The organism is Haemophilus sp. SZY H53 (genome assembly GCF_054332375.1).
Genome location: NZ_JBTGNV010000001.1, coordinates 245,813 through 269,839 on the forward strand (window position 1 = coordinate 245,813; position 24,027 = coordinate 269,839).

17 protein-coding genes, 1 tRNA gene and 1 pseudogene are annotated in these 24,027 nt (G+C 38.2%); 4 read left to right on the forward strand and 15 right to left on the reverse strand.

What is annotated here, in order from left to right; translation table 11 throughout:
• Positions 1 to 10 precede the first annotated feature (10 nt).
• Complete coding sequence (gene metE, locus ACXVWB_RS01250; RefSeq protein ID WP_289901767.1) at positions 11 to 2,284, reverse strand: 5-methyltetrahydropteroyltriglutamate--homocysteine S-methyltransferase; 2,274 nt, start codon at positions 2,282 to 2,284, stop codon at positions 11 to 13.
• A gap of 301 nt (positions 2,285 to 2,585) precedes the next feature.
• On the opposite strand from metE, the pseudogene ACXVWB_RS01255 reads away from it, so the two are divergent.
• A pseudogene (locus ACXVWB_RS01255) lies at positions 2,586 to 4,983 on the forward strand (FepA family TonB-dependent siderophore receptor).
• Between the two features lie 126 nt (positions 4,984 to 5,109).
• Here ACXVWB_RS01255 and ACXVWB_RS01260 read toward each other — a convergent pair.
• From ACXVWB_RS01260 to mukF, 14 genes are all read right to left on the reverse strand, one after another.
• The gene (locus tag ACXVWB_RS01260; protein ID WP_007525241.1) at positions 5,110 to 5,319 is read right to left on the reverse strand and encodes a TOBE domain-containing protein; all 210 of its coding nucleotides are present in this window, start codon (positions 5,317 to 5,319) and stop codon (positions 5,110 to 5,112) included.
• A 71-nt stretch (positions 5,320 to 5,390) separates the two neighbouring features.
• On the reverse strand, positions 5,391 to 6,425 hold the full coding sequence (locus ACXVWB_RS01265) for an ABC transporter substrate-binding protein (RefSeq protein ID WP_369866540.1): 1,035 nt from the start codon (positions 6,423 to 6,425) through the stop codon (positions 5,391 to 5,393).
• Between the two features lie 20 nt (positions 6,426 to 6,445).
• Positions 6,446 to 7,234, reverse strand: coding sequence for an ABC transporter ATP-binding protein (locus ACXVWB_RS01270; protein WP_289901769.1), 789 nt, complete (start codon positions 7,232 to 7,234; stop codon positions 6,446 to 6,448).
• Positions 7,234 to 8,220 carry a FecCD family ABC transporter permease gene (locus ACXVWB_RS01275; protein ID WP_289901770.1) on the reverse strand — a complete coding sequence of 329 codons (987 nt, stop codon included), beginning with the start codon at positions 8,218 to 8,220 and terminating at the stop codon, positions 7,234 to 7,236. Before ACXVWB_RS01275 ends, ACXVWB_RS01270 begins: the two co-directional genes overlap by 1 nt.
• 107 nt (positions 8,221 to 8,327) lie before the next feature.
• The gene (locus tag ACXVWB_RS01280) at positions 8,328 to 8,657 is read right to left on the reverse strand and encodes a TusE/DsrC/DsvC family sulfur relay protein (protein ID WP_128787318.1); all 330 of its coding nucleotides are present in this window, start codon (positions 8,655 to 8,657) and stop codon (positions 8,328 to 8,330) included.
• Position 8,658: 1 nt separating this feature from the next.
• Positions 8,659 to 9,588, reverse strand: coding sequence for a tRNA 2-thiocytidine(32) synthetase TtcA (ttcA, locus tag ACXVWB_RS01285; RefSeq protein WP_128787319.1), 930 nt, complete (start codon positions 9,586 to 9,588; stop codon positions 8,659 to 8,661).
• Between the two features lie 59 nt (positions 9,589 to 9,647).
• Positions 9,648 to 9,733, reverse strand: a tRNA-Leu gene (locus ACXVWB_RS01290).
• A gap of 195 nt (positions 9,734 to 9,928) precedes the next feature.
• Positions 9,929 to 10,429: a non-heme ferritin gene (gene ftnA / locus ACXVWB_RS01295; RefSeq protein ID WP_014065386.1), complete on the reverse strand. Its 501-nt coding sequence runs from the start codon at positions 10,427 to 10,429 to the stop codon at positions 9,929 to 9,931.
• 20 nt (positions 10,430 to 10,449) lie between these two features.
• Entirely contained in the window at positions 10,450 to 10,935 is a 486-nt protein-coding gene (gene ftnA, locus ACXVWB_RS01300; RefSeq protein WP_049358051.1) for a non-heme ferritin, read from the reverse strand.
• A gap of 769 nt (positions 10,936 to 11,704) precedes the next feature.
• Complete coding sequence (gene sbcB / locus ACXVWB_RS01305; RefSeq protein ID WP_049358050.1) at positions 11,705 to 13,126, reverse strand: exodeoxyribonuclease I; 1,422 nt, start codon at positions 13,124 to 13,126, stop codon at positions 11,705 to 11,707.
• 2 nt (positions 13,127 to 13,128) lie between these two features.
• The gene (locus tag ACXVWB_RS01310; RefSeq protein WP_049358049.1) at positions 13,129 to 14,001 is read right to left on the reverse strand and encodes a DMT family transporter; all 873 of its coding nucleotides are present in this window, start codon (positions 13,999 to 14,001) and stop codon (positions 13,129 to 13,131) included.
• 69 nt (positions 14,002 to 14,070) lie between these two features.
• Positions 14,071 to 18,585, reverse strand: a complete 4,515-nt coding sequence (gene mukB / locus ACXVWB_RS01315; protein ID WP_289901771.1) for a chromosome partition protein MukB — start codon at positions 18,583 to 18,585, stop codon at positions 14,071 to 14,073.
• A complete protein-coding gene (mukE, locus tag ACXVWB_RS01320) occupies positions 18,585 to 19,337 on the reverse strand; it encodes a chromosome partition protein MukE (protein ID WP_049358047.1) in 753 nt (250 codons plus the stop codon). The genes mukB and mukE overlap by 1 nt, the downstream gene beginning before the upstream one ends.
• A 46-nt stretch (positions 19,338 to 19,383) precedes the next feature.
• Entirely contained in the window at positions 19,384 to 20,718 is a 1,335-nt protein-coding gene (mukF, locus tag ACXVWB_RS01325) for a chromosome partition protein MukF (protein ID WP_126471346.1), read from the reverse strand.
• 424 nt (positions 20,719 to 21,142) lie between these two features.
• On the opposite strand from mukF, the gene ACXVWB_RS01330 reads away from it, so the two are divergent.
• The 3 genes from ACXVWB_RS01330 (at position 21,143) to ACXVWB_RS01340 (ending at position 24,011) form a co-directional block, all read left to right on the forward strand.
• Positions 21,143 to 21,916, forward strand: a complete 774-nt coding sequence (locus tag ACXVWB_RS01330) for an FNR family transcription factor (protein WP_049358045.1) — start codon at positions 21,143 to 21,145, stop codon at positions 21,914 to 21,916.
• Between the two features lie 137 nt (positions 21,917 to 22,053).
• Positions 22,054 to 22,977, forward strand: a complete 924-nt coding sequence (gene uspE / locus ACXVWB_RS01335) for a universal stress protein UspE (protein ID WP_289901773.1) — start codon at positions 22,054 to 22,056, stop codon at positions 22,975 to 22,977.
• Between the two features lie 200 nt (positions 22,978 to 23,177).
• Positions 23,178 to 24,011 carry a DUF4198 domain-containing protein gene (locus ACXVWB_RS01340; protein ID WP_458485189.1) on the forward strand — a complete coding sequence of 278 codons (834 nt, stop codon included), beginning with the start codon at positions 23,178 to 23,180 and terminating at the stop codon, positions 24,009 to 24,011.
• The last annotated feature ends 16 nt before the right edge of the window (positions 24,012 to 24,027 follow it).

Genomic DNA, 24,027 nt, shown 5'->3' on the forward strand with positions numbered 1-24,027 from the left:
TTTACTGATTTTATGCTAATTCAGCACGTAATTTTTTCGTGACATCAACCATCACTTTTAGTGCAGCAATCGTTTCTGGCCAACCGCGAGTTTTTAATCCACAGTCTGGGTTCACCCATAAACGTTCTTTCGGCACCACTTGTAATGCTTTACGAAGGAGGTGTTCAATTTCTTCTGCTGTAGGTACGCGTGGACTATGAATGTCATATACGCCAGGACCAATATCATTCGGGTATTTGAAATCACCAAATGCGGTGAGTAATTCCATGTCAGAACGCGAGGTTTCGATAGTAATGACATCGGCATCTAAGGCCGCAATAGCCGGTAGAATGTCGTTAAATTCGGAATAACACATGTGCGTATGAATTTGGGTATCATCTTTGCAACCCATTGAGCTTAAACGGAAGGCTTCGCCCGCCCATTTCAAATAAGCATCCCAATCTGCACGTTTTAACGGTAAACCTTCACGAATAGCCGGCTCATCAATTTGAATCACTTTGATACCTGCTTTTTCTAAATCTAATACTTCATCAGAAAGCGCTACCGCAATTTGTTTGCAGACTGTTTCACGAGAAATATCGTTACGCACGAAAGACCATTGTAAGATCGTGACCGGACCAGTCAGCATGCCTTTCATCACTTTATTGGTAAGGCTTTGGGCATATTGTGACCAACGTACCGTCATGGGTTCTGGACGAGTAACATCACCGTAAATCACAGGCGGTTTTACGCAACGTGAACCATAACTTTGTACCCAACCAAATTTGGTGAACGCAAAACCATCGAGTAATTCACCGAAATATTCCACCATGTCGTTACGTTCTGCTTCGCCATGTACCAATACATCTAAGTCTAATTTTTCTTGCTCACGTACAACGAATTCAATTTCTTTTTTCATTGCAGTTTCGTAATCAGTTAAGCTGAGTTCGCCTTTTTTGAAGGCAGCACGAGCATGACGAATGGCTGTCGTTTGTGGGAAGGAACCAATATTCGTCGTTGGCAGAAGTGGTAAATTTAACCATGCATTTTGTAATTTAATGCGTTCCGCAAATGGCGATTTACGTTGGTCAGCATTTTCCGGTAAGTTTGCTAAACGTTCAGCTACACAAGTGCGGTGAATTTCACGCGAGTTTTTACGAGCATCCGCAGCTGCTTGAGATGCAGCTAATTCCGCTTGAACGGCTTCACGACCTTGTTCTAGAGCGGTCTTAATAATGCGTAATTCTTGAATTTTTTGTAACGTGAAAGCCAACCATTGATAAAGCTCAGGCTTATTTGCTTGGAGTTGCGTTTCAACTTCTAAATCATAAGGTGTATGGAGGAGAGAGCAGCTTGGCGCAATCCACAAACGATCACCTAATTTCGCTTTTAATGGTTCAACCACATCTAACACTTGATTCAAGTTTGCACGCCAAATATTACGGCCATCAATGATGCCTACAGATAAGATTTTGTCATAATCCGCGAAGGCAGCAAGTTGTTCTGGTGCGCGCACTAAATCGATATGTAAACCTGCTACAGGTAAGGCTTTTAACAAATCAGCGTGTTCTGCCACAGAGCCGAAATAAGTCGCAAGCAATAATTTCGCTTTCACTTGTTCAGCAAAAGTGGCGTAAACCGCTTTATAAGCAGAAATCCATTCTGCCGGTAAATCTAAAGTGAGAGCAGGTTCATCAATTTGAATGTATTCAACACCTTCTGCAGCTAATGCATTTAAGATTTCAACATAAACCGGCACGAGTTGTGTTAATAAATCAAAGCGATTAAATGCTGCACCTTTTTCTTTCCCTAACCAAAGGAAAGTGAGTGGACCAACGATAGTTGGTTTAACATCATACCCAAGCGCTTTAGCTTCACGGATTTGTGTCACATAATGAGTTGGATTTGCTTTAAATTGCGTTTCTTTATGGAATTCAGGAACAAGATAATGGTAGTTGGTATCGAACCATTTTGTCATTTCAATCGCAAATTGAGTTTTATTACCACGCGCTAATTGGAAATATTGATCGAGTGTTAAATTTTGGCTATCGAAACCAAAGCGAGTAGGAATCGCACCTGTTGCCACTTGTAAATCTAAAATATGATCGTAAAGTGTAAAATCAGCCACTGCGATAAAATCAGCATTTGCCTTGGCTTGGTGCTGCCAATTTAGTTCACGTAATCTTTTTGCAATATCTAATAAATCCGCTTCCTCAATTTCGCCACGCCAGTAACGCTCTTGAGCAAATTTAAGTTCACGCTTTGCGCCTACGCGCGGAAATCCTGCTAAATGAAATGTTGTCATAATTAATCCTTCTATTGTTTAGTTTAGACGTCTAAACGTCTTTTCATGTATAGAATGCAATAAAATAAAAGATTATACAACTTCATAATTTTCAGGTTTTATATGAATAAAATTAATAATTAAGATTTGCTGTTTGATTATTTTCTTTTTCCTTCTCCAAATAGTAGTAACTCTCCATCGTTTTTCTGCATTTTATGATGAAATTTCTCATAACTCATATTTGTTATTTACATATTTATATAACGATGTAATATGAGGCCTTTATATCTTTTTTTATATAATGATATTTAAGGATAACCCAATGAAAAAACAACATAAATTAAGTCTGTTAGCGATATTAGTGATTTCGAGTACAGCGTATGCTGAAGAAAAACTTGAAGCTATTAATGTCACAGCAGAAGAGCAAGTTAAACAATCTCTCGGTGTTTCGGTGATTTCACAAAAAGATTTAGAGCGAGATCCAATTGAAAATGATGCCTCTGAAATTATTGCTAAACAACCAGGGGTCACATTAAGTACAAATGCGCCTGGCGGTGCCCGCGGTAATAAACGTCAGGTTGATATCCGCGCAATGGGGCCGGAAAATACGCTGATTTTAGTAGATGGAAAACCTGTAAAATCTCGTAATTCAGAACGTTATGGACGTAATGGCACACGCAATACACGTGGTGATACAAACTGGGTGCCGGCAGACGCAATCGACTCTATCGAAGTACTACGAGGTCCCGCTGCTGCACGTTACGGTTCTGGTGCAATGGGTGGTGTGGTTAATATCAAAACCAAATCACCAACAAGCGAATACCATGGTAGTTTGAATTTATTTACAGAACAACCAGAAGACAGCAAAGAAGGTTACACTAATCGTCTCGGTTTTAATTTCAGCGGTCCACTAGTTAAAGATGTATTGGGCTTCCGTTTATACGGCAACATTGCTAAAACACAGGCGGATGCGCTAGATATTAACTCGGGAGAGGATTCTAGTACAAATAATAATGCAGCAACGCAAGATAATACACGCTATGCAAGTCGTGAAGGGGTTCGTAACCGCGATATTGCAGGACAGTTAGTTTGGAACTCCGGATCAAAAGTTAACCTTTGATGCAACATATAGCAGACAGGGTAATATTTATAATGGTGATACTCAAAATAGTTCTGTTTTACTGACTCAAGCGATGAAAACGAGTCGTGATCTTGCTTTACAAAAAGCAGAAACGTCAACACTTTATCGCCAAAGTTACGGCTTAACGCATGAAGGAAAATGGGGGGCTTTCGATAACCGCACTTATTTTACCTTTGACCAAACCCGCAACTATCATTATCCAGAAGGTTTATTAGGTAGTACGGAAGGCGCTTATAACGGTTTAGAAAAATCGGTTGGTTTGTTGCGAAATTATCGCTTTAGTAATGAGCTTTATATTCCGTTTATGACCGGTCGTACTGGACATATGTTAACCGTTGGTTTAGAAGGCTCTCGTTCAGAATTAAACGACGCGGCCTCTATGACGCAAACCATGCAAGTTTACGCACTTGTACCTTGGTTAGCTGATAAAGGCCGTAGCGGTAAAGTGGCACAAAATGAATGGGCAGCGTTCTTAGAAGACAATATTATATTGCCGAATGAGAAAACTATTTTAACCCCAGGTATTCGTTTTGATTCTAGTACGAACTCTAAATCAAATTGGAGTCCCTCTCTGAACTTCTCCCATCAAGTTAGCGATAACTGGAAAATCAAAGGTGGGGTAGCTCGAGCTTACAAAGCACCAAATCTTTACCAATCTTCACCAAATTATTTGTTAATTAATGCAAGTAATGGTTGCCCGATTGATAGTGCTAATAACTGGAATAATCCGAATGCATTAACCTCAACAGGTAGTATTGTTAAGACAGATGCAAAAGGTAAACAATATACCGTTCTTCAAAATAGCAATGCAAAAGGCTTTGATTGGGGACGAGCTTGTTACTTCTTAGGTAATGAAAATATTAAGCCAGAAACAAGCTGGAACAAAGAGATTGGTGTGGAATATGAGAAAGATGGTAAGTTATTCTCTTTAGCTTATTTCCATAATGATTACCGTAATAAAATTGTGTCTAACGGTGAATTCTTGACAACGATTGATGCACCAGCTGGTGGTTATGATCGTGAAATTCGCCCAAGCAATACACCAAATGGAAAAGCAATTTACCGCAACTACACAGCAACTAACGTTTATCGTTGGGGAAATACACCAAGAGCAATCATTGAAGGGTTGGAAGGAAATATTACATTACCATTCTTAGATGATGCGCTAGTATTCAGTACCAATTTCACGTATATGCTCAAAAATGAAAACAAGAAAACCGGTAATCCGATCTCACTTGTACCGAAATATACAGTGAACAGTAATCTTAACTGGAAAATCAATGACCATTGGGATGTGAATACCTCGTACACCCGTTATGGCAGACAAAAAACGGTAGAAAATGCTGAAAACTTCATGCAAGTGATTTACACCACGGGTGAAAGCCTTGTTACGCAATATCAACTTGGTAGCTATGGTATTTGGGGAGCTAACGTGGGATATAAATTCAATGATAGTTTAAGCCTACGAGTTGGTGTGAATAACATTTTAGATAAACGTATTTATCGTAATGCAGGTACAGCTCGTACTTATAATGAACGTGGTCGTTCTTACTTTGCTAATTTAAAATACAGTTTCTAAGCTTTCTTTTCTCTATCATCGTTAAACAAAGTGCGGTCAATTTGACCGCCTTTTTTATATTTTAGACAAAAAATAACCGCACTTTTAAAGCGCGGTTATAGAGAATTCTGAACAGTTTAGTTGAGATTATTCAACACCAACCATTACAGAAGTTGCTTTGATAATCGCATATGCTTCTTTACCAACTGCTAAACCTAATTCTTTTACTGCATCGATAGAGATAGTAGAAGAAATTACATTACCGTTACCGATATCAATGTGTACGATTGCGTTCACAGAACCAGTTTCGATTGATTTTACAGTACCTTTAAGTTGGTTTCTTGCACTAATTTTCATCAAGTATTTCCTTATGTTTGAGTTAAAAAAAAGAGCGCGCATTATAACGATAAATGCTTCAAATGAAAATACTACTTAAGAGGTGCTAGGCCTTTCAAGATTTGTTCAGCATTTTCTTTGCTTAATGTATAACCGTAATATTTTTTATAGAAACCTTGCGTTTTTTCCACCATATTTAAGTCTTTAAATTGCTCTGGGTGGAAGAGTTGAGCCGCCCAAAGAATTTGTAAGGCTTCTTCTGCACTGTAGCGGTCCCATGGGAATGTGCCGGTTGGATTCGCATAAATACGATTATTTTTGACCGCACTTATAGACTGCCATGCTGGATCAGCTTTGATTTTTTCGATTGCGGCTTGCGCCTTATTACCACTGCTACCGATGATAATAACATCTGGATTCGCTTGTAAGATAGCTTCCATTGTAACTGTCACCATATTCGCTTCATCCGGTAATACGCTCTTACCGCCGGCTAATTTAATCCATTCACCAATCATCGATTTTCCGCCGTCAATCATCATTAGATCAGAACCTTTAGTGATGTGTAATACGGTTGGGCGTTGTTCATCTTTAAGACCTTTAAGACGTTCTTCAACAAATTTAATGTTACCGTCTAATTCTTTGATATAGCTTTCTGCGATTTCAGGCGCTTTATCACCTAAAACTTCAGCGGTAATCCGTACGGTTTTCTTCAAACCATCAAAATCTTGGAAACTTACACGCACGCCTTTTAATCCCGCTTGTTCCACTTCAGTTAACATGGATTTTTTCGAGAGCAATACGGCATCTGGCTTATGGCTCAACAATTCTTCTGTTTGAATGGTTTCGCCATTGGTTAATACTGGTACGTTTTTGATATTTGGATACACTTCGCTATACCAAGGATTGGCCGCGATAGATGTGGTCGTGCCAACCAGTTTATTGGCACCGCCTAATAGTAAGACAATTTGGTTATTAGCATGCCAAAGATCGGCTACACGTTGTACGTTATCTGGTAATTCAACTTTGTTTCCTTCAACGTCGGTTATGATCTTAGCTTGTAGTGGCATAGCAAAACAAGCGGCAAGAGAGAGGGCGATTAGGCCTTTTTTTAGAGAATGTTTCAACATATGAATGTCCTTCTAGTGGGTTATAAATGAGTAATTGCACAAATTTGTCGTTGTAGTGCAGGCACATCTACTAAACGCAAATCTGTTTGATAAAGCGCTTTTAAGTTGGCTTCAGTAATAATTTCCGGCGCTGTACCGGTTTGTAATCTGCCTTGCTCGTTTAAGATGCTTACACGGCTGTGGGGCAGTGCGCTGTGTAACAACATGGGATGATCGGGATTATGTGTTGTCATCACAATGGTAAAGCCTTGCAGTGAGAGCTCTTTTATTAGGCTTAAGGTTTTAAACACATTGCCGTAATCTAATGCCGAGGTAGGTTCATCAAATAAAATCAGTTGCGGTTGTTGCACCAAAATACGCGCAAGATTGACCAGTTGCTTTTCACCGCCGCTCATTTGCATATAAATTCGGTCTGCAAAATGACTGATGCCAAGTTTATTTAAAGCCTCATCGACTAATGCAAAATCAGCTTCACTTGGCTTATCAAAAACACCTAAATGCGCAGCACGGCCGAGTACCACATAATCACGCACGCGATATTGATAGGTTTGTGGACTGTGTTGCGAGACATAAGCAATTTTTTGCGCAATTTGCTTGCTGCTCATTTCGCTTAATTTGCAATTATCCAGCAAAATCTGACCGCTCTTTGGTTTCAAAAGCCCCGCAATGCAGTTTAATAACGTTGATTTACCACGACCGTTTGCACCAAGAATAGTCAGCAATTCACCTTTTTGTAGGATTAAATCAATGCCATTGAGTAACGAATGTTCAACGTTGTGCCAGTAATAAAGATCGTTGATTTGCAACATTAGTCCACCACCTTTTGTTTAATCAGCACCCAAGCAAAGAATGGCGCGCCAATAAAGCCGGTGAGAATGCCGAGAGGAATTTCTTGAATGTATAAATTGCGAGCGAGAGTGTCGATAACGAGCAAGAAAATCGCACCGATAAGTCCGGCAAGCGGTAAACTTTTGACATTGTTATCACCAATGAAAAGTCGAGCTAAATGCGGAATCACTAAACCAAGCCAACCAATTGTCCCGCTTAAACAAACCGATGATGCCGTCAGCAATGTGGCACAAACCACCATTAATCCACGTTCTAATCGAATATTGGCACCGATTAATTTTGCTTCACGATCCCCCAATGAAAGCACATTTATACGCCAACGCATTAAAAATAAGCCAAGGGTAGTAAGCAAAATAATAGGAGAAAGGATGAGCAAGTTGTCGTAGTTGGATTTGGTTAGGCTACCTAATTGCCAATACACAATATCGGCCAGCTGGGTTTCGGGATCGGCGAGATACTTTAGCAAGCCTAGTGTCGCCATCATAAAGCCCGAAACGATAATGCCGGAAAGGACTAATACAATGGTGGAGTCACGTTGAATTAAACGCGGTAAATTCATGGTGAGCAAGACGGCAATCAAACCACCGACAAAGGCAAGAGCTTGAATACCCAGCATCCCCGAACCGAGTAAAATCGCCAATGCAGCACCGACACAAGCGCCATTAGACACGCCTAAAATATCAGGTGAAACCAATGGATTACGAAAAATACCTTGATACACAACACCCGCAATAGCCAATGAGGCACCGACAAGTATGGCTGCAATCACACGAGGTAAACGAAGATTAAAAATAATGTTGTTTTGCACATCATTGATATTATTGCCAATCAGACTTTGCACTACATCCTCAAGCGGAATCGCAAAACGCCCCCAAGAGAGCGAACATAAAATGAGCCCAATAAGCAAGCACAGTAAAAGGGGAAAGGTAAGGGAGGATTTGTTCATATACTTAGACTTCGTTGTTTTTATAAGCATATAGCGATTATATTTTTTTGTATATAGCGAAATTTGGGTAAAAAAATAACCGCACTTTATCGTGCGGTTACGTTATTTTATAAGCATTTAGCTGGTTTTGGTAGCCCCGCTAGTTTGGTTGCTTGCTTAGCTGGTCCGTCAGGGAAGAGTCGTTGCAAATAGCGGCTATTGCCTTTATCTGCACCTAATTTTTCTGACATTGCTTTTACCAGCATTCTAATTGCAGGGGAGGTGTTATATTCTTGGTAAAAATCACGCACAAAATAAATCACTTCCCAGTGAGCTTCGGTCAGTTCTACATCTTCTAGCTGAGCGATATGTTTTGCTACATCTTCATTCCAATCAGCAATATTAAGTAAATAGCCAAAGGCGTCGGTTTTGATTTGTTTTCCTTGCACGGTAATCATATTAATTCACTTCTTTAAAGCTGATCATTTCGTTATCGGAGTAATCAGACGTATCTTCATCATCAAATTTTATTGGTTCGATACGTTCTTCATCAAATGCGGTATCCCCTTCAATGCCATCAAGTGATTGGCCATGTTTAATGCCTTTGAAATCGAAGAGTTTTGGATCACATAAGTGTGACAACGTAATGTTTTGTATCGCACTAAACATGGTTTCTAAGCGACCTGGATATTGACGGTCCCAAGTATTTAACATTTCTTTTACTACTTGACGTTGTAAATTAGGTTGAGAACCACATAAATTACAAGGGATAATTGGAAATTCTTTGGCTACGGCATATTTTTCAATATCTTTTTCTTTACAATAAGCCAATGGACGAATCACGATTTGCTTGCCGTCATCTGAAATTAATTTCGGTGGCATCGATTTTAATTTTCCACCGTAGAACATATTCAGGAACAGGGTAGCCAACATATCATCACGATGATGACCAAGTGCGATTTTTGTTGCACCAAGTTCTGTTGCTGTACGGTATAAAATACCACGGCGTAGACGAGAGCAGAGAGAGCAAGTTGTTTTGCCTTCTGGAATTTTCTCTTTCACGATGCCATAAGTATTTTCTTCAACGATTTTATAATCCACACCAATACTTTGCAGATATTCAGGTAAAACATGCTCCGGAAAACCAGGCTGTTTTTGGTCTAAATTGACTGCAACGATATCAAATTTAATCGGAGCGCTTTGTTGTAAATTCAACAAAATATCAAGCAGTGTATAGCTGTCTTTACCACCAGAAAGACAAACCATTACTTTATCACCATCTTCAATCATGCCAAAATCAGCAATTGCATTGCCTACATTACGACGAAGGCGTTTTTGCAATTTATTGAAATTATAAGTCTGTTTTTTATCTTGGTTTTGTTCTGTCATATTGATTAACTTTAGCTAATAAAAAAGCCCTGAATCAACTTCAGAGCTTATAAATTCTGTGGTGCCTAGGGTCGGAGTCGAACCGACACGGTTATTCACCGGCGGATTTTGAATCCGCTGCGTCTACCAATTTCGCCACCCAGGCATTTGGGTTGTTTTGAATTATACGTTTATCTGACTTCGTTGCAAGTAAAATTTCATTAAAAACGTGTGGTTGTTTTAAATTTCATCAACTTGTATTCAAAGATAAAAAGGAAGTTTAAAAATAATTTGATACATTGTCACAATTTATGAGTAAAATAAAAGCTTAGTATTTCTACTAAGCTTTATGATTATCTAATTAAGCGGTTTGACCAGCAAGGTTACCTAAATCTTTATCAATTAAGAATAAGCCTTTGCCATCTTCGCCAAGAAGATTTAATTTGTCTAAAATACCGCTGAATAATTTCTCTTCTTCGTGTTGTTCTGCAACATACCATTGTAAGAAATTGAATGCAGAGTAGTCTTTTTCTTCAAAAGTTTTACCCACTAATTCATTGATTTTACTTGTGATCAATTTTTCGTGTTTATAAGTTAATTCAATGATTTCTTTTAATGATTTGTACTCATGCGCAGGTGCTTCAATTGCAGTGATTACCGCTAAAGCACCAGTTTCATTCAAATACGTGAATAATTTACGCATGTGTTGCATTTCTTCTGCAGCGTGTTCTGATAAGAATTTAGCTGCACCTTCAAAACCATTTTGTTCGCACCATGCACTCATTTGTAAGTAAAGATTTGAAGAGTAGAACTCAAGGTTCATTTGATCATTTAATAATTTGATTACGTTTGCTGATAACATTTTGTATTCTCCTTCTAAAATTATAATGTTGCTAAATCACGATCGATAAAGTAAAGCGAACGACCGTCTTCACCCAACAAGTTAAATTTATCAATAATGCTATTGAATAATTTTTCTTCTTCGTGTTGTTCTGCAACGTACCATTGTAAGAAGTTAAAAGTAGAATAGTCTTTGTTTGCAAAAGTCACTTCAACTAATTCATTAATTTTAGAAGTAACGAGTTTTTCATGTTCAAGTGTGGTTTCAAATACTTCTTTAAGTGATTTATAGTCATTTTTAGGTGCATCAATTTTACCTAAAAGTGGCATACCACTAGTTTCATTTACGTATTGGAATAATTTTTGCATATGCTCTAATTCTTCATCAGCATGACGAAGTAAAAATGCTGCAGCACCTTCGTAACCGTGTTTACTACACCAAGAACTCATTTGTAAATAAACATTAGAAGAGTAGAACTCTAAATTGATCTGCTCATTTAACTTATCTGCGATTGCTTTATTAAGCATAACCAACTCCTTTCCTTATTAAGTAGAGATTAAAAATAAAAACAAGACTGCTTAACTTGTCATCGGTGTGCATTCTAATTCCACAAATGAGAATAATCAAGCATTTTTTTTAAAATTATTTTTATAAGCCACTAATAATAAAAGAAAAATCAACGTTAATTATTCTCATTTATGTAAAATGTATAAAATAAATTCTCATTATCAGATCAAAAATGATGAAATCTGCAGAATTGATGTACGCAATTGTATTCAGAATTCACGTAGCGTTATCTCAAAATTTCATTCTAATTTAATTATTCCATCACAAAGACATCCATTTATTTCTTTTATATCCATAACCGCAAATCACCTTATTTTGACCAGAGCATGAAAGTAGGATAGTTATCTATTTTGATTTGTAACATATTTACATGTTCGATTTAACATAATATACATTATGCGAAATTAGTTATCAGGTTAGCGGAAACTACGGGTTAAATAAATCACAGGGTTATACACAAGGTGCGAATATCACTCAAACGATGCAAAATCTAGCTTCACAATACCTTGCAATAAGATTAAATAATGATTTATACACTCTAAAATTGTTATGTAAGGAAAAAATAAAGAAGTTTATATATATCAAATAATGACAACGCTACGTGAATTCTGCGTTATTTTATGAGGTGAATATCATCAGATTTGAAAAAGAAAAACGTAAATCTTAGGGAATAAGATTTACGTTTTTGATGAATAGTATTCGTGTGACTATGTCACGATATGTATAAGATTAAGATAACAGTTTTGCTCCGTATTCATAAATCTGTTGCAGTAAATTTAGCTTAATTGGATTATCCGAATATTCCTCTACTAACCGTTGTAAACTTTCTTCAAATTTAACCGCACTTTGTTCTAATTTACGTTGGCGGTATTTTTGCCATTTGATTTGCTCTGCACGATTTAGAGTTTTATAAAAATGTCTTGAGCGATAATGGAACAACAATTCAGGAATCCGTTTATCTTCAAATGCTAAACCATGATCAGCTAATTTTTCAGGTGGTAAATCACGTAAAATAGCCATATTGTTTTTATCGGCATTGCTAAAGAAACCGTTATAAAGTTCCGTTTCTACATTATCACTCGGCTCAAATTCGCGTTCTTCTGAGAAGATTTCAATAACTTTCTCACGAATATCTAAGGATTGGCGCAATTTTGCTAAATTAACTAAGCAATGTTGTCTGTCTATCCCTAAACGAGCTGCATTTTCCGGCAGTAACGTTTTTGCAGGCGCCAAAATTGGACATTTATTAATATGAACCAATTTTAATGGAACTGATGAAACTCCCCTTTCTTCTAGCTCGCTTTTCTTGGTATATAAATCTTGTCGCAAATCAACCGCACTTTTATTGAGTAAATTATCAATATCACCTGATAAATCACAGACGATTACAGCATTTTGATTAGTTGGATGCCATGCTAATGGTGCTACCCAAGCACAATTGCCACGATAATTCCCCAGCATGCCAGAAACGTGCACTAATGGTGTCATTTCAGCTGTGTCAATCAATTTCTCAATTTCCTTTTTACCTCTATGCTCAAAGAAGAATTGAAATAATTTAGGCTGCTTTTCTTTGATTAATTTAGCCATAGCGATGGTTGCATACACATCCGCCATCGCATCATGGGCATTTTCATGCTCAATACCATTTGCTTTGGTTAGCTTTTCTAAGCGAAAGCTTGGCATACCATCATCGTCATAAGCCCAATTTATCCCTTCTGGACGCAGTGCATAGCAAGCTCGGACCAAATCCAGTAAATCCCAACGAGAATTACCATTTTTCCAGCTATATTCATAGGGATCAATGAAGTTACGGTAAAAGGTATAACGAGTCATTTCATCGTCATAACGAATGTTGTTATAACCCATCACACAAGTATTAGGTTGTGAAAACTCAGCTAAAATTTTTGCGGCAAATTCAGGTTCAGGAATCCCCTTTTCATTACATTCTTGTGGCGTAATTCCTGTGACCATTACGGCTTCCGGGGCGGGCAAATAATCATTGGTTTGCTTGCAATACAACATAATAGGCTCACCAATGATATTTAAATCTGCATCGGTACGAATACCAGCAAATTGAGCTGGACGATCACTTGCCGGATTGATACCAAAACTTTCGTAATCGTAGATAAAAAAACTAAAATTGTTTATCATAATTAAGCCAAAATTTTATCTAAATAATATAAGCAGAAAATTGCTGAAAGGCTGATAAGCACACCAAACCAGTTGATTTTGCTGATTTTTTCTTTGAAAAAAAATGCGCCGGTGATGGTGCCTAAACAAATCACACCAATATTCATTCCCGCAAAAACTAAGGTTGGGTTTTGTCCAAAACTTTGGTGTGCTTTAATGTAAAACAGGATATTGAAAAAATTCAATACACCTAAAATGATTCCACCAATAAAGCTTGGCACTGTCCACTGAGTGCGTTTTAGGAATAAATACAGGAACATGACACAAGCGGCTAATGAGAAAGCAATGAATAATGTGGTTGGGAATGCTCCCCCGCTTTTGGCCACTTGTTTGAATAAGATATCAATGGTGCCATAACCAAACCAAACACCGATTAAGCCTAAAATACCTTTAAAAGTGACCGCACTTTGTTCATTTGATTTGTTCAAAATACAGAATAAACCGATGAATGCCAAAATAATACCAACAATTTTAGGCTGACTTAATGTTTCATGGAAAATAATAAAAGAGGCAACAATCGGTAGAAATAATGATAAGCGTTGTGCAGCATCAGAACGCACGATGCCAGCAAATTCAACCGCTTTAGACATAATGATAAATACGGTTGGTAATAAAATCCCTAACGCCAGGAAAATAGGTGTGCTATCACTTTGTGCTAGATATTCAGTAAATTCTAATCCTTTAAAATCAAGTTTGAGTAAGAAATAGCTTAATGAAATGGCGACAATATAGTTGAACGCTATTGCTTGTTCAATAATGATGTTTTTCTTGCGGGCAACTTTGAGTAACACCGATACGGCAACACTACATAAAATAGCAAAAATGAGGTTGTGCATAATTTGTCCTAAATTCTCATAAAAATAACAATGAAAAAAGCGGCCAATTGCGTTGGCCGCTTTAAAAAACTACTCTGCGCCAAAGCCACGCAAACCCACCACATGAACTTGCTCTTGGTTGCCGGCGATTTTACGCACGAGTTTATAGGTTGTCCCTTTTTCAGGGCTGATATTCTCTGGCGCTGCGATAAGTAATTGCATATCCAAACGTTTGCAAAGTTCGAACAAGGTGGAAATAGATTTACCATCTAAACGCGCCGCTTCATCTAAGAAGAGTAAACGACATGGTACGATGTCTTTACCGCGAATACGTCGGCTTTCCTCTTCCCAGCTTTGTACAACCATTAATAGGATTGACATACCCGTACCAATTGCTTCACCAGTCGATAATGCGCCACTTTCAGCACGTAACCAACCATCTGCACCACGGAATACTTCAACTTCTAACTCAAGGTAATTACGGTAATCCAATAATTCTTCACCGATAGTTTGTGCTGTGCGTTGCCCCATATCAATATGCGGGTTAATGCGTTGATAAAGTTTCGCAATGGCTTCAGAGAAAGTAATACGATTATCGCTGAATAAATCTTGATATTCTTCCTGTTTACCTGACAGCGCATCAAGCAACATCGCATGTGTATCGCGAATATTGACCACTAAACGTACCGATTTCACCTGACCGAAAGCAATATTTTGTAGGCCTTGGTTCAACATGCGAATACGGTTTTGTTCACGTTGAATGGTTTTACGCATAATATTCGCCACACTTTCAGAACTGATCGCCAATTTTTTCTCACGGCCAGTCAATTCTTCTGTTAAGCGATTAAGCTCAATTTCCATTTGCTCAATTGCATCAATCGGATCATCTGTTTTAATAATATCCTGACGAATACGTTCACGAAGATGTTGATAGACAGCAATAAAGAAGCGGACTTTATTTTCTGGTTTACGGCTATCTTCAGAAATACGCAATGCATCGCGTAGATACTCATTATCTGCCACCGCAGTACGTAACGCACCTAAGGCTTTATCCGACATTGAACGTAACTCATCAGCAGATAAATAAGCTAACTCACGACGATTGAGTCGTTTTTCCACATCGGAATTACGAGATAATCGGAGAACCACGCACCAGCTGGCTTTCGCTGCCACAACTAATTCACGTTGAGTTTTATAATCACGTTCCGCTTTGCGAATACGTTTATTTAAGTTCTCCGCTTCGCTTTCAATAAGTGTTAATTGTTTTTCAACATAAGAACGACGTTGACGACTGGTTGAAAGTTGTTGATACAACTCATCACGGCGATTTCTCGCACGTTCCTCTGCCCCTTCATCAACTCGCACACCCAATTCACCAATCTCAGCAATTAATTCTTTTAACAATTGATTTTTACTATCATAAGAACTTTGCAAGTGGATAAATACTTGATTGTATTGTGCAAATTGGCTTTGTTTTTGACGTAATTGTTCACGTTGAGTATCACGTTGTGACTGCAATTGTTCCAAACGTTGACGAAGTTGCTCATTAAGCTCTGACGTTTCTGCTTGACCTGCATCTTCATAGCTGAAGTGATTTTTACGTTGTACTACATCCGCTAAAGCAAATACACGTTGTTGTACTTGTTTTTGACGTTCAACCGCTTGAGTTAAATCAGCTTTTAAGCGTTCATAGTTTTCTGGATCACTTTGTAAGGTATTGGCAATCGGTTCTAATTGTGACAACGCAACGCCATGTTGACGAATAAAGCTTTCATCTTGCTCTGCGATGTCTAATTGTTCGCGGCACTCTTCAATGCGATCAAGTAATTCTTCATCAGCGAGCAAGTTAAGCTGTGGCATTAACTTATTCAACAATTGCATTTTTTCTTTGGCATTATCCAATTTAATGCGAATTTGTTGTTCGGTGCTTGAGAATTGATTGAGCTCGCGATCAATTTCATTGCGTTCTTGATTGATTTCCGCCATCACCTCTTCTGGGTTTGGTTGGAACGCAAGGGCTAGATGTAAGCCAACAAACTGACTAAAGTGTTCGTGTAAACGTTGACATTTTTGTACGTCAAAGGCGATTTGTGCGTATTCTTCCGCAATTTCATCACGTTTAGCTTGTAATTCTTCTAAATGTTTTTCACGTGCTGCACGGCCGAATAATGGAATTTGCGGGAATTTTGAATAGCGCAATTCACGATCAGAAACTTGCACCACAACGCCCATTTCAAGCTCTTGAGCTGAAAGAACACTGTCATCAAAGGCATTTGGGTCACCTTCGATTAAATATAAATCGTCTGGACAGTCTTCTAAATTAGCTAATTGTTCGCGTACCGTGTTGAGATCATGAACGACAATAGCATGACGTGCAGGACCATAAAGTGCCGAGAAATAAGGTGCATCTTCAATTGGTACATCATCATATAATTCAGAAAGCAACACACCGCCAAAACGTTCTGCAAGCACATTCAAGCGAGCATCTTCTGAACCATCTGGCTGGCTTAAACGAGAAATTTGCTCATCTAATTGTTGACGTTGCTTCTCTAAATTGTCACGTTGAATAGTCAGCTCACGTTCTTTCACCAATTGTGATTGCATAAAATGCATCACATCTTGGCTATGCTCGAAGGTTTCCCCACTTTGCTCTTGTAAGCGTTCTAAAGCGGCTTGAGCAGTTAACCAAGCCGGTGCTTTACGAGCATTTTCTTCGTAAAGTGCGGTCAAACTTTCACGTTTTTGACGTAAGGTTGAACGGTGTTCTACTTGCTCAGCAAGTTCTTCATTCAAACTTTCAATGAGTTCTTCTTGTTCAGCGTGGTATGCTTCGAGTTCATCAGCGGTTTCTAAAGATAAATCAGCTCGTTGGTTAAAATCAGCCAATAATTTAGCCGCACTTTGTTGTTGAGCATAGCGCTGCTCTAACTCATGTAATTTCGCGCGTAATTGCGGGGTTTGTTGGGCTTGAATTTTTTGTGTTGGATATTCACGCAATAATTCTTTAGCGCTTTCCCAAGCACTTGAACGCGGCATATCACCAGCAATTTTGCACACCAACTGATAGGCTTTATCAAATTGTGATTTAGCCGCTTCAGAAATTGACATTTTATGTTCTAACTCAAGCACTTGCTCGGTAAGGCTTTCAGCATGAGCAGCAAATTCCGCTTGATAATCTTCCGCATTTTTCACGCTTAAATCTGCTAAACCACATAAGGTTTTCGCTTTTTCAAGTGCGGCAATCGCTTGTTGATATTGCAATGCACGGGTTTGTTGTGCATCTAATGCTTGTTGATAATCCGCAAGTTGCGCACGTACTTGGTCAATTTCAAGTTCCGTTTGCTCAAATTGTGCTTGGCTTTCTTCAAGCTGTTCGGTTGCGGTTTCCACAACCATTTTTTGTTCTTCTAATTTTTCTGTAAGCTCAGCCACATCTTCTTGATAGCGCGATACTTTTTCTTGATGACGTAACGCATTTAATACCAAGTTCAAGTGGTCTGCCGCACTTTGGTGATCGACTTCTAAAGTACGTTCATTTTCTGCCAATTCTGCAGCTTCACGGCTTAAGTCAATTAAGCGATGTTGTGATAACGCTTGCTCAGCTTTTGCTTTATACCAATCATGACGGAAACCTAGAGCCGCTTCGATATTACCGCGGCGTTCATTGGCATTACGCATATAATCTGATGCCACATAATTAGTGGTTTCAGTGATTAAATGTTTGAATAAATCACGGTCAGATTGGGTAACTTTAATTGCTTCAAGGGTCATACGGTTTTCACGTAATGCACTTTCCATATCTTGGAAGGCTTTACGCACACCAAGGTTTTCCGGTAATAAGTAATCACGTAAAGAACGGGTAATAGCGCTGGAAATACCACCGTATAAAGAAGCTTCGATTAATTTATAGAATTTGCTACGGTCTGAGGCACTACGTAAGCGTTTTGGAATAATACCCAAATCAAACATCATGCCGTGATAATCGGTGATGGAATGATATTGCTTGAATTGCGCACCAAGATTTTCAATTTTGTCTTTTAATTCATTTAAATTAAGTACGCGCGCTTGACGTTCACCGACTGTTTCGGTGAAAAGTGCGGTCGGATTTAAGGATAATTCTACACCTTGAATCGAGAACGTTTTTAAATCCACTTTCTTATCACGACCGGCGATTTGTTGCAGACGCACACCCACGAGAATTCGTTGGTGACGAGAGTTGATGGTATCTAATACTGCGTAACAAACGCCTGGACGTAATTTACCGTGTAACCCTTTATCACGCGATCCGCCTGTCGAGCCAGCTTCTGTGGTATTTCGAAAATGTAATAAGGTTAAGTCTGGAATTAATGCTGTGACAAAACCTGCCATGGTTGTGGATTTACCAGCACCGTTACCACCGGAAAGTGTGGTCACCAATTCATCCAAATCAAAGGTGCGGGCAAAGAAACCATTCCAGTTAATTAAGGTTAATGAACGAAATTTACCTCGTTCTACTCCACTATGTTGGTTTAATACAGGAGCAATAAATTCTTCTTCAACCTGTTCAGTTGATTGCTCAGGTTCGTCTTGATAGATTTCGTTTTCAAGTTCTAATACATCAGACATTATTCTTGTTCTCCTGCATCATCAAATTCTTCATCAATTTCGACCGCACTTTCTTCATCATCAAGCTCATCAGCATGACTTGCCGCTTTTGCTTGTTTTTCCAATTCGAGGGATTGCGGTGTTGCTGCTTCCCCATCACGAATTAAGCGAGCTTGTGCTTCTAACGGGTCATCACCAGAACGGACTTCAGCCCCAAAACGGAAAACTGATTCTGAAATCGTAAATTTACCGCTATGCTGTTCACCTACGGTATGAATCATGCCTAAACGGCGTAAACGACCGATCGCCGCGCGTACTTTTTCAGATAATTTTTGCTTATCTAAATCCGAACCACTAGAGCGTTGATTGACGGCTTTCAATAATTTGCCCTCGTCTGCTAAATTCAGTAATTCATCATAGACTTCTTGTGTACTGAAGATACCTTGCTGTGCCAAACGTTCTGGGCTTAAATACAAATAGCAAAGCACCTTCCCTACTAACATTTCTAATTCGGAAAGCACTGAACGGGCAATTAATGTCGTCGCTTTTGGACGTAAATAGAAAAAGCCTTCCGGTGCACGAATTAATTCCACGTTGTAACGGCGATAAAAGCCATCCAACTCATTTTGGAAATCCATCAAAAAAGCATGATTATCTAATTGATCAGTGCTGATATGGCGACCTGAACGCAATAAGCTGTCCACTGTCGGGAAAATAGGATTAGCAATGGCATTTGCCAATTTCGGGGAAATTACATCTTGAATATCTGTCATGGTTAATTTCTCATTTTATGAATTCGTTTTTGGGTAAGCCACGAAATTAATATTTATCAATCACATGCGCTTGCACTTCTGCGCCGTAATCGTTAATTTCCTGCCATTGCGGATAAATACCGGCTAAATCATCATTTGCCATACCTAAACGCACAGCTTGATCCACTATAATACGAGCCACATCAAAATGACGAGAAAGTGGATAAGCTTCTAATTGTTCTTTTAAGACTAAACTTAAATCAATTGGACGATTATTTTCACGGTATTGAATGAGTAAGCCTTGCATATGTTCGACGATTTGATCATGTAAATCAGCCAAAGATTCATATTGCAACTCTTCAGGTAATTCACCTAATGCATCATCTTCACGTAATACCATTTCTTCATCACGCAGATCGACCAAACGTTCCGCTTGAGCTGTCCATAAGAACCAAGGATGATCGAAATAACTGTGAATAGAGTTACGTAAGCGTTGTGAAAATACGCGGTTTTTATCCATATCAATGGCGGTACGGATAAATTTATGCACGTGACGGTCATAACCAATCCATAAATCGATGGCTTGTTGTCCCCAGCTAATAATGCGGTCGAGCTTAGATTGTAAATCGGTGATTAATTGTTCAATAAAATAAAGCTCATCATGGCCAATCACACAATCTTGAATACGTAATAATTGAGCCTGTAATTTATCACCTGCTGCATTTAAGGTGTCTTGTAACTCACGTAAATTGCCTGAGGTTTCATCCAATAAACGTTCACAGCTAGAAATGGCTGCCTGCCAATCTTTGGTAAGTAAATTTGCAATTTCTTCTTTAATGCTTTGTTGATTTTCATCCATCACACGTTGTGATAAATCAATGCTATCGAAAATCTCTGCTACAGAATATTTTAATGGTGCAAATACATTACGACGCCAAAAATGCTCATTTTCCCCTTTTGCAGTCCCTTCCTCTGCTGCATCGGATGCACGCTGAATTTCATCTGCCACAATAGAGAGCTGTACAGAAAGACGCAATGCAGAAAATTCACGCTGACGAATATAATAATCTGATACGCCAACACCTAATGGGGTGAGACGATAAATGGAAAGCCCTTCAGTAAATTCGCTACTGAAACGGTTAACAAAACGCTGTTTTACCAATTCATTAATAGCATTATTGGCTCGGGTAGCAATTGCGTCTGTTGATTGGTCAAAAGCATTGACGGTATGGCGGAAAATATCCACTAAATCTGCTTCTAGCATTTCACCGTCTAAACGTTCGTTGTTGTAGATGGCAATAGCCAATAAAAATACTAAGCGCTCTGTCGGCAGATTTAACGAAAATTTCCGCTCTTTCGCCCATGAGACGAGTTCAGGAATGGTTTGTGAGGTTTCGATCATTCGGTTAAAAAGCTTGAAATTGAACAAAAAATTTCTGAGATTATACAGGATTTTTTATCGATCTTAAAAATCTTCTTATAGATCGACCGCACTTTTTATGTATAGATATTATGTACAATTCATTAAGAATTCTACTCTTTATACAGTGAGGTATGATTATTCAAAAAGAAAAACAGTTTAAATCGTTCTTTGATTTATTCGCTTAAAAACATTAAAACTTGTCACATTTATCACAATACATATCGCCACACAAATGCACTAACTAAAATAATTAGCGTAATCACAATTTGTATTAAACGTTTTTTGGTTAATTTTTCTGCTGCCATACCTATTTACTCTTAGATAACTTCTTTAATTGACTATTTAGTGGTAGAATAATTGAGTTAGATCAATTTTACACTATATTTATCGATTTGAGGAACTAATGAAAACTTTTGTTTCAGAAACCAAATCAGGGCGCAGAGTTCAATCCGGCGGTTGTGCGATTCATTGCCAAGATTGCAGTATTAGTCAGCTTTGTATTCCTTTCACTTTAAATGAGCACGAGCTTGATCAGCTTGATAATATCATCGAGCGTAAAAAACCGATTCAAAAATCACAAGTTCTTTTTAAAGCGGGCGATACACTTAATTCTATTTATGCCATTCGTTCCGGCACGATCAAAACCTACACTATTAGTGAAACCGGTGAAGAACAAATAACGTCTTTTCATTTGCCTGGTGATTTAGTGGGCTTTGATGCCATCACCAATATGCGCCATCCAAGTTTTGCTCAAGCGTTGGAAACTGCTATGGTATGTGAGATTCCATTTGATATTTTAGATGATTTATCTGGGAAAATGCCTAAGCTTCGCCAGCAAATTATGCGTTTAATGAGCAGTGAAATCAAAAGTGATCAAGAAATGATTTTATTACTTTCTAAAATGAATGCGGAAGAACGTTTAGCGGCCTTTATTCACAATCTATCAAAACGTTACTCCGCTCGCGGTTTCTCTGCTAAAGAATTCCGTTTAACCATGACCCGTAGTGATATCGGTAACTATCTCGGTTTAACTGTTGAAACCATCAGCCGTTTACTTGGACGTTTCCAAAAACTCGGTGTCCTCTCTGTTCAAGGTAAATACATTACTATTAATGATATTAATGCATTGATTGATTTAACCGGTGTACATAAAACCAAAATCCAATTAGCAGAATAAATTAAAAGCGTGAGTTTTCACGCTTTTTAAACATTTGAAACAAAAAAACTTGCACGAGATCACTTTTTTGATAATCGGTTCTTGTCATCGTTTAAAATCTTTTCTATCCTATTGATATCTCATCTCTTGGAGGTTTTATGAAATTTAATAATATTCTTGTTGTTCTTAATCCTGATAATGAAAAACAATACGCACTTGCTCGAGCTGTTCGTTTGGCGAAAGAGCAGCAAAGTGAAAAAAAAGTGAAAATTACTGCGCTATTAAGTGTCTATGATTTATCTTATGAGATGTCTGCTCTTCTTTCTTCGGAAGAACGAAGTGAAATGCATAAAACTGCCATTGAGCAACAACGTCAAGCTGTACAATTTTATTTAGATAAATATGCTGATCCTGAAATTGAATTTGAATCTCATATTGTATGGAACAGTAATGAAGCCGATGCAATAAATGAAGAAGTTGAAAAAAATCAATATGACCTTGTTGTGAAATACACTAAGGATGAAGAAAGTTTTACCTCATTGATTTTCACACCGGTAGATTGGCAATTGTTACGTAAATGTCCAATCCCAGTATTGATGGTACGTGATGGTGATTGGAAACACCAACGCCGTATTTTAGTTGCGGTTAATGTGTCGGGTGAACAAGAATATCAAGATGAATTTAACCAAGAGTTAGTTTCAACAGGGATGAGTTTAGCAGAGAACTTAAACCGTGGTAACGTACATTTAGTGGCAGCCTACCCTGTTGCGCCAATTAATATGGCGATTGATTTACCTGAATTTAATACTTCAGGTTATGAAAATGGTATTCGTGGTCAACACCTTATCAATATGAAAGCCTTACGTCAAAAATTTGGTATTGATGAGGATCATACCCATGTACGCGAAGGTTTCCCTGAAGAAGTAATCCCTGAAGTGGCGAAAGAAATTGAAGCTGAATTAGTGATTCTAGGCACTGTGGGAAGAACAGGTTTATCGGCAGCGTTACTAGGTAATACAGCTGAACATGTGATTAGTAAATTAAGCTGCAATTTATTAGCCATTAAACCGTCTAAAAAATAAGCCTATTTAGCTTTTTATTTAAAACAAGTGCGGTCAGAAAAACAATCGTTTTATTGACAGCACTTTTTTGTTAAAAAAATGTGAAGTTCCTCACAAAATCAACTTTTTCTATTCGTCTCATCATTTCTTTTTCGTTATACTCGTCCGCCCTATCGAAGACTTTCTATAAATTGATTTATTGATTAAAAAAAGGAAAGACAATGAAAAAAACATTAATTGCTGCACTACTTGGCTTCTCTGCGCTCGCGCAAGCCCATGAAGTTTGGGTTGCAACCCCAGCACAACTGACTTCTAATAGCGTTTTAAAAGCTGATTTAGCTTATGGTGACTACCCTTACGTTGAAAAAATTCCTGAAAAACGTCTCGCCATTTTCCCACCGATGGAACTCATCAATCAAGATGGTGAAATGCAAACATTAGTACAAAAAGGTGAAAACTACCAATATCAATCAGAAAAACCGTTAAAAGATGGTTCATATTGGGTAACAGCGACTTATAAACCAACTTTCTGGTCACAAAATAATGAAGGTTGGAAAATGGATAACTTACAAGGCACACCAAATGCATTCTATTGCGAACAAACTCAAATGTTTGGTAAAGCCTTTACTGTAGTGGGCAAAAAAACATTAAATGCAGATATGGCAATGACACGCCTCGGTTTACCACTTGAAATCGTGCCACTTAAAGATCCGAAAACAATTAAAGCGGGTGAAGCTTTCCCTGTTCAGATTTTCTATAAAGACCAACCACTTGCAGGCGAAACGATTATCGCAACCTCTGATACATTTGTTGTAAAAGATATGGAAGCGGCAACATCTCACCGTGAGCCACAAGCCTTTTCTGGTAAAACAGACAAAGAAGGTAAAGTTAACTTTATTCCATTAATTGAAGGTGTTTGGAAACTTAAAGTGATTCATAAAGAACCATTTGAAGATCAAAAAGTTTGTCAACAATCAGCAAATTATGCGACGTTAATTCTCCCTGTTGGTAAAGCTAGAGCTAAACTCCCACCAAAACCAGAACATCATCATTAATCATAAAAAAGTGCGG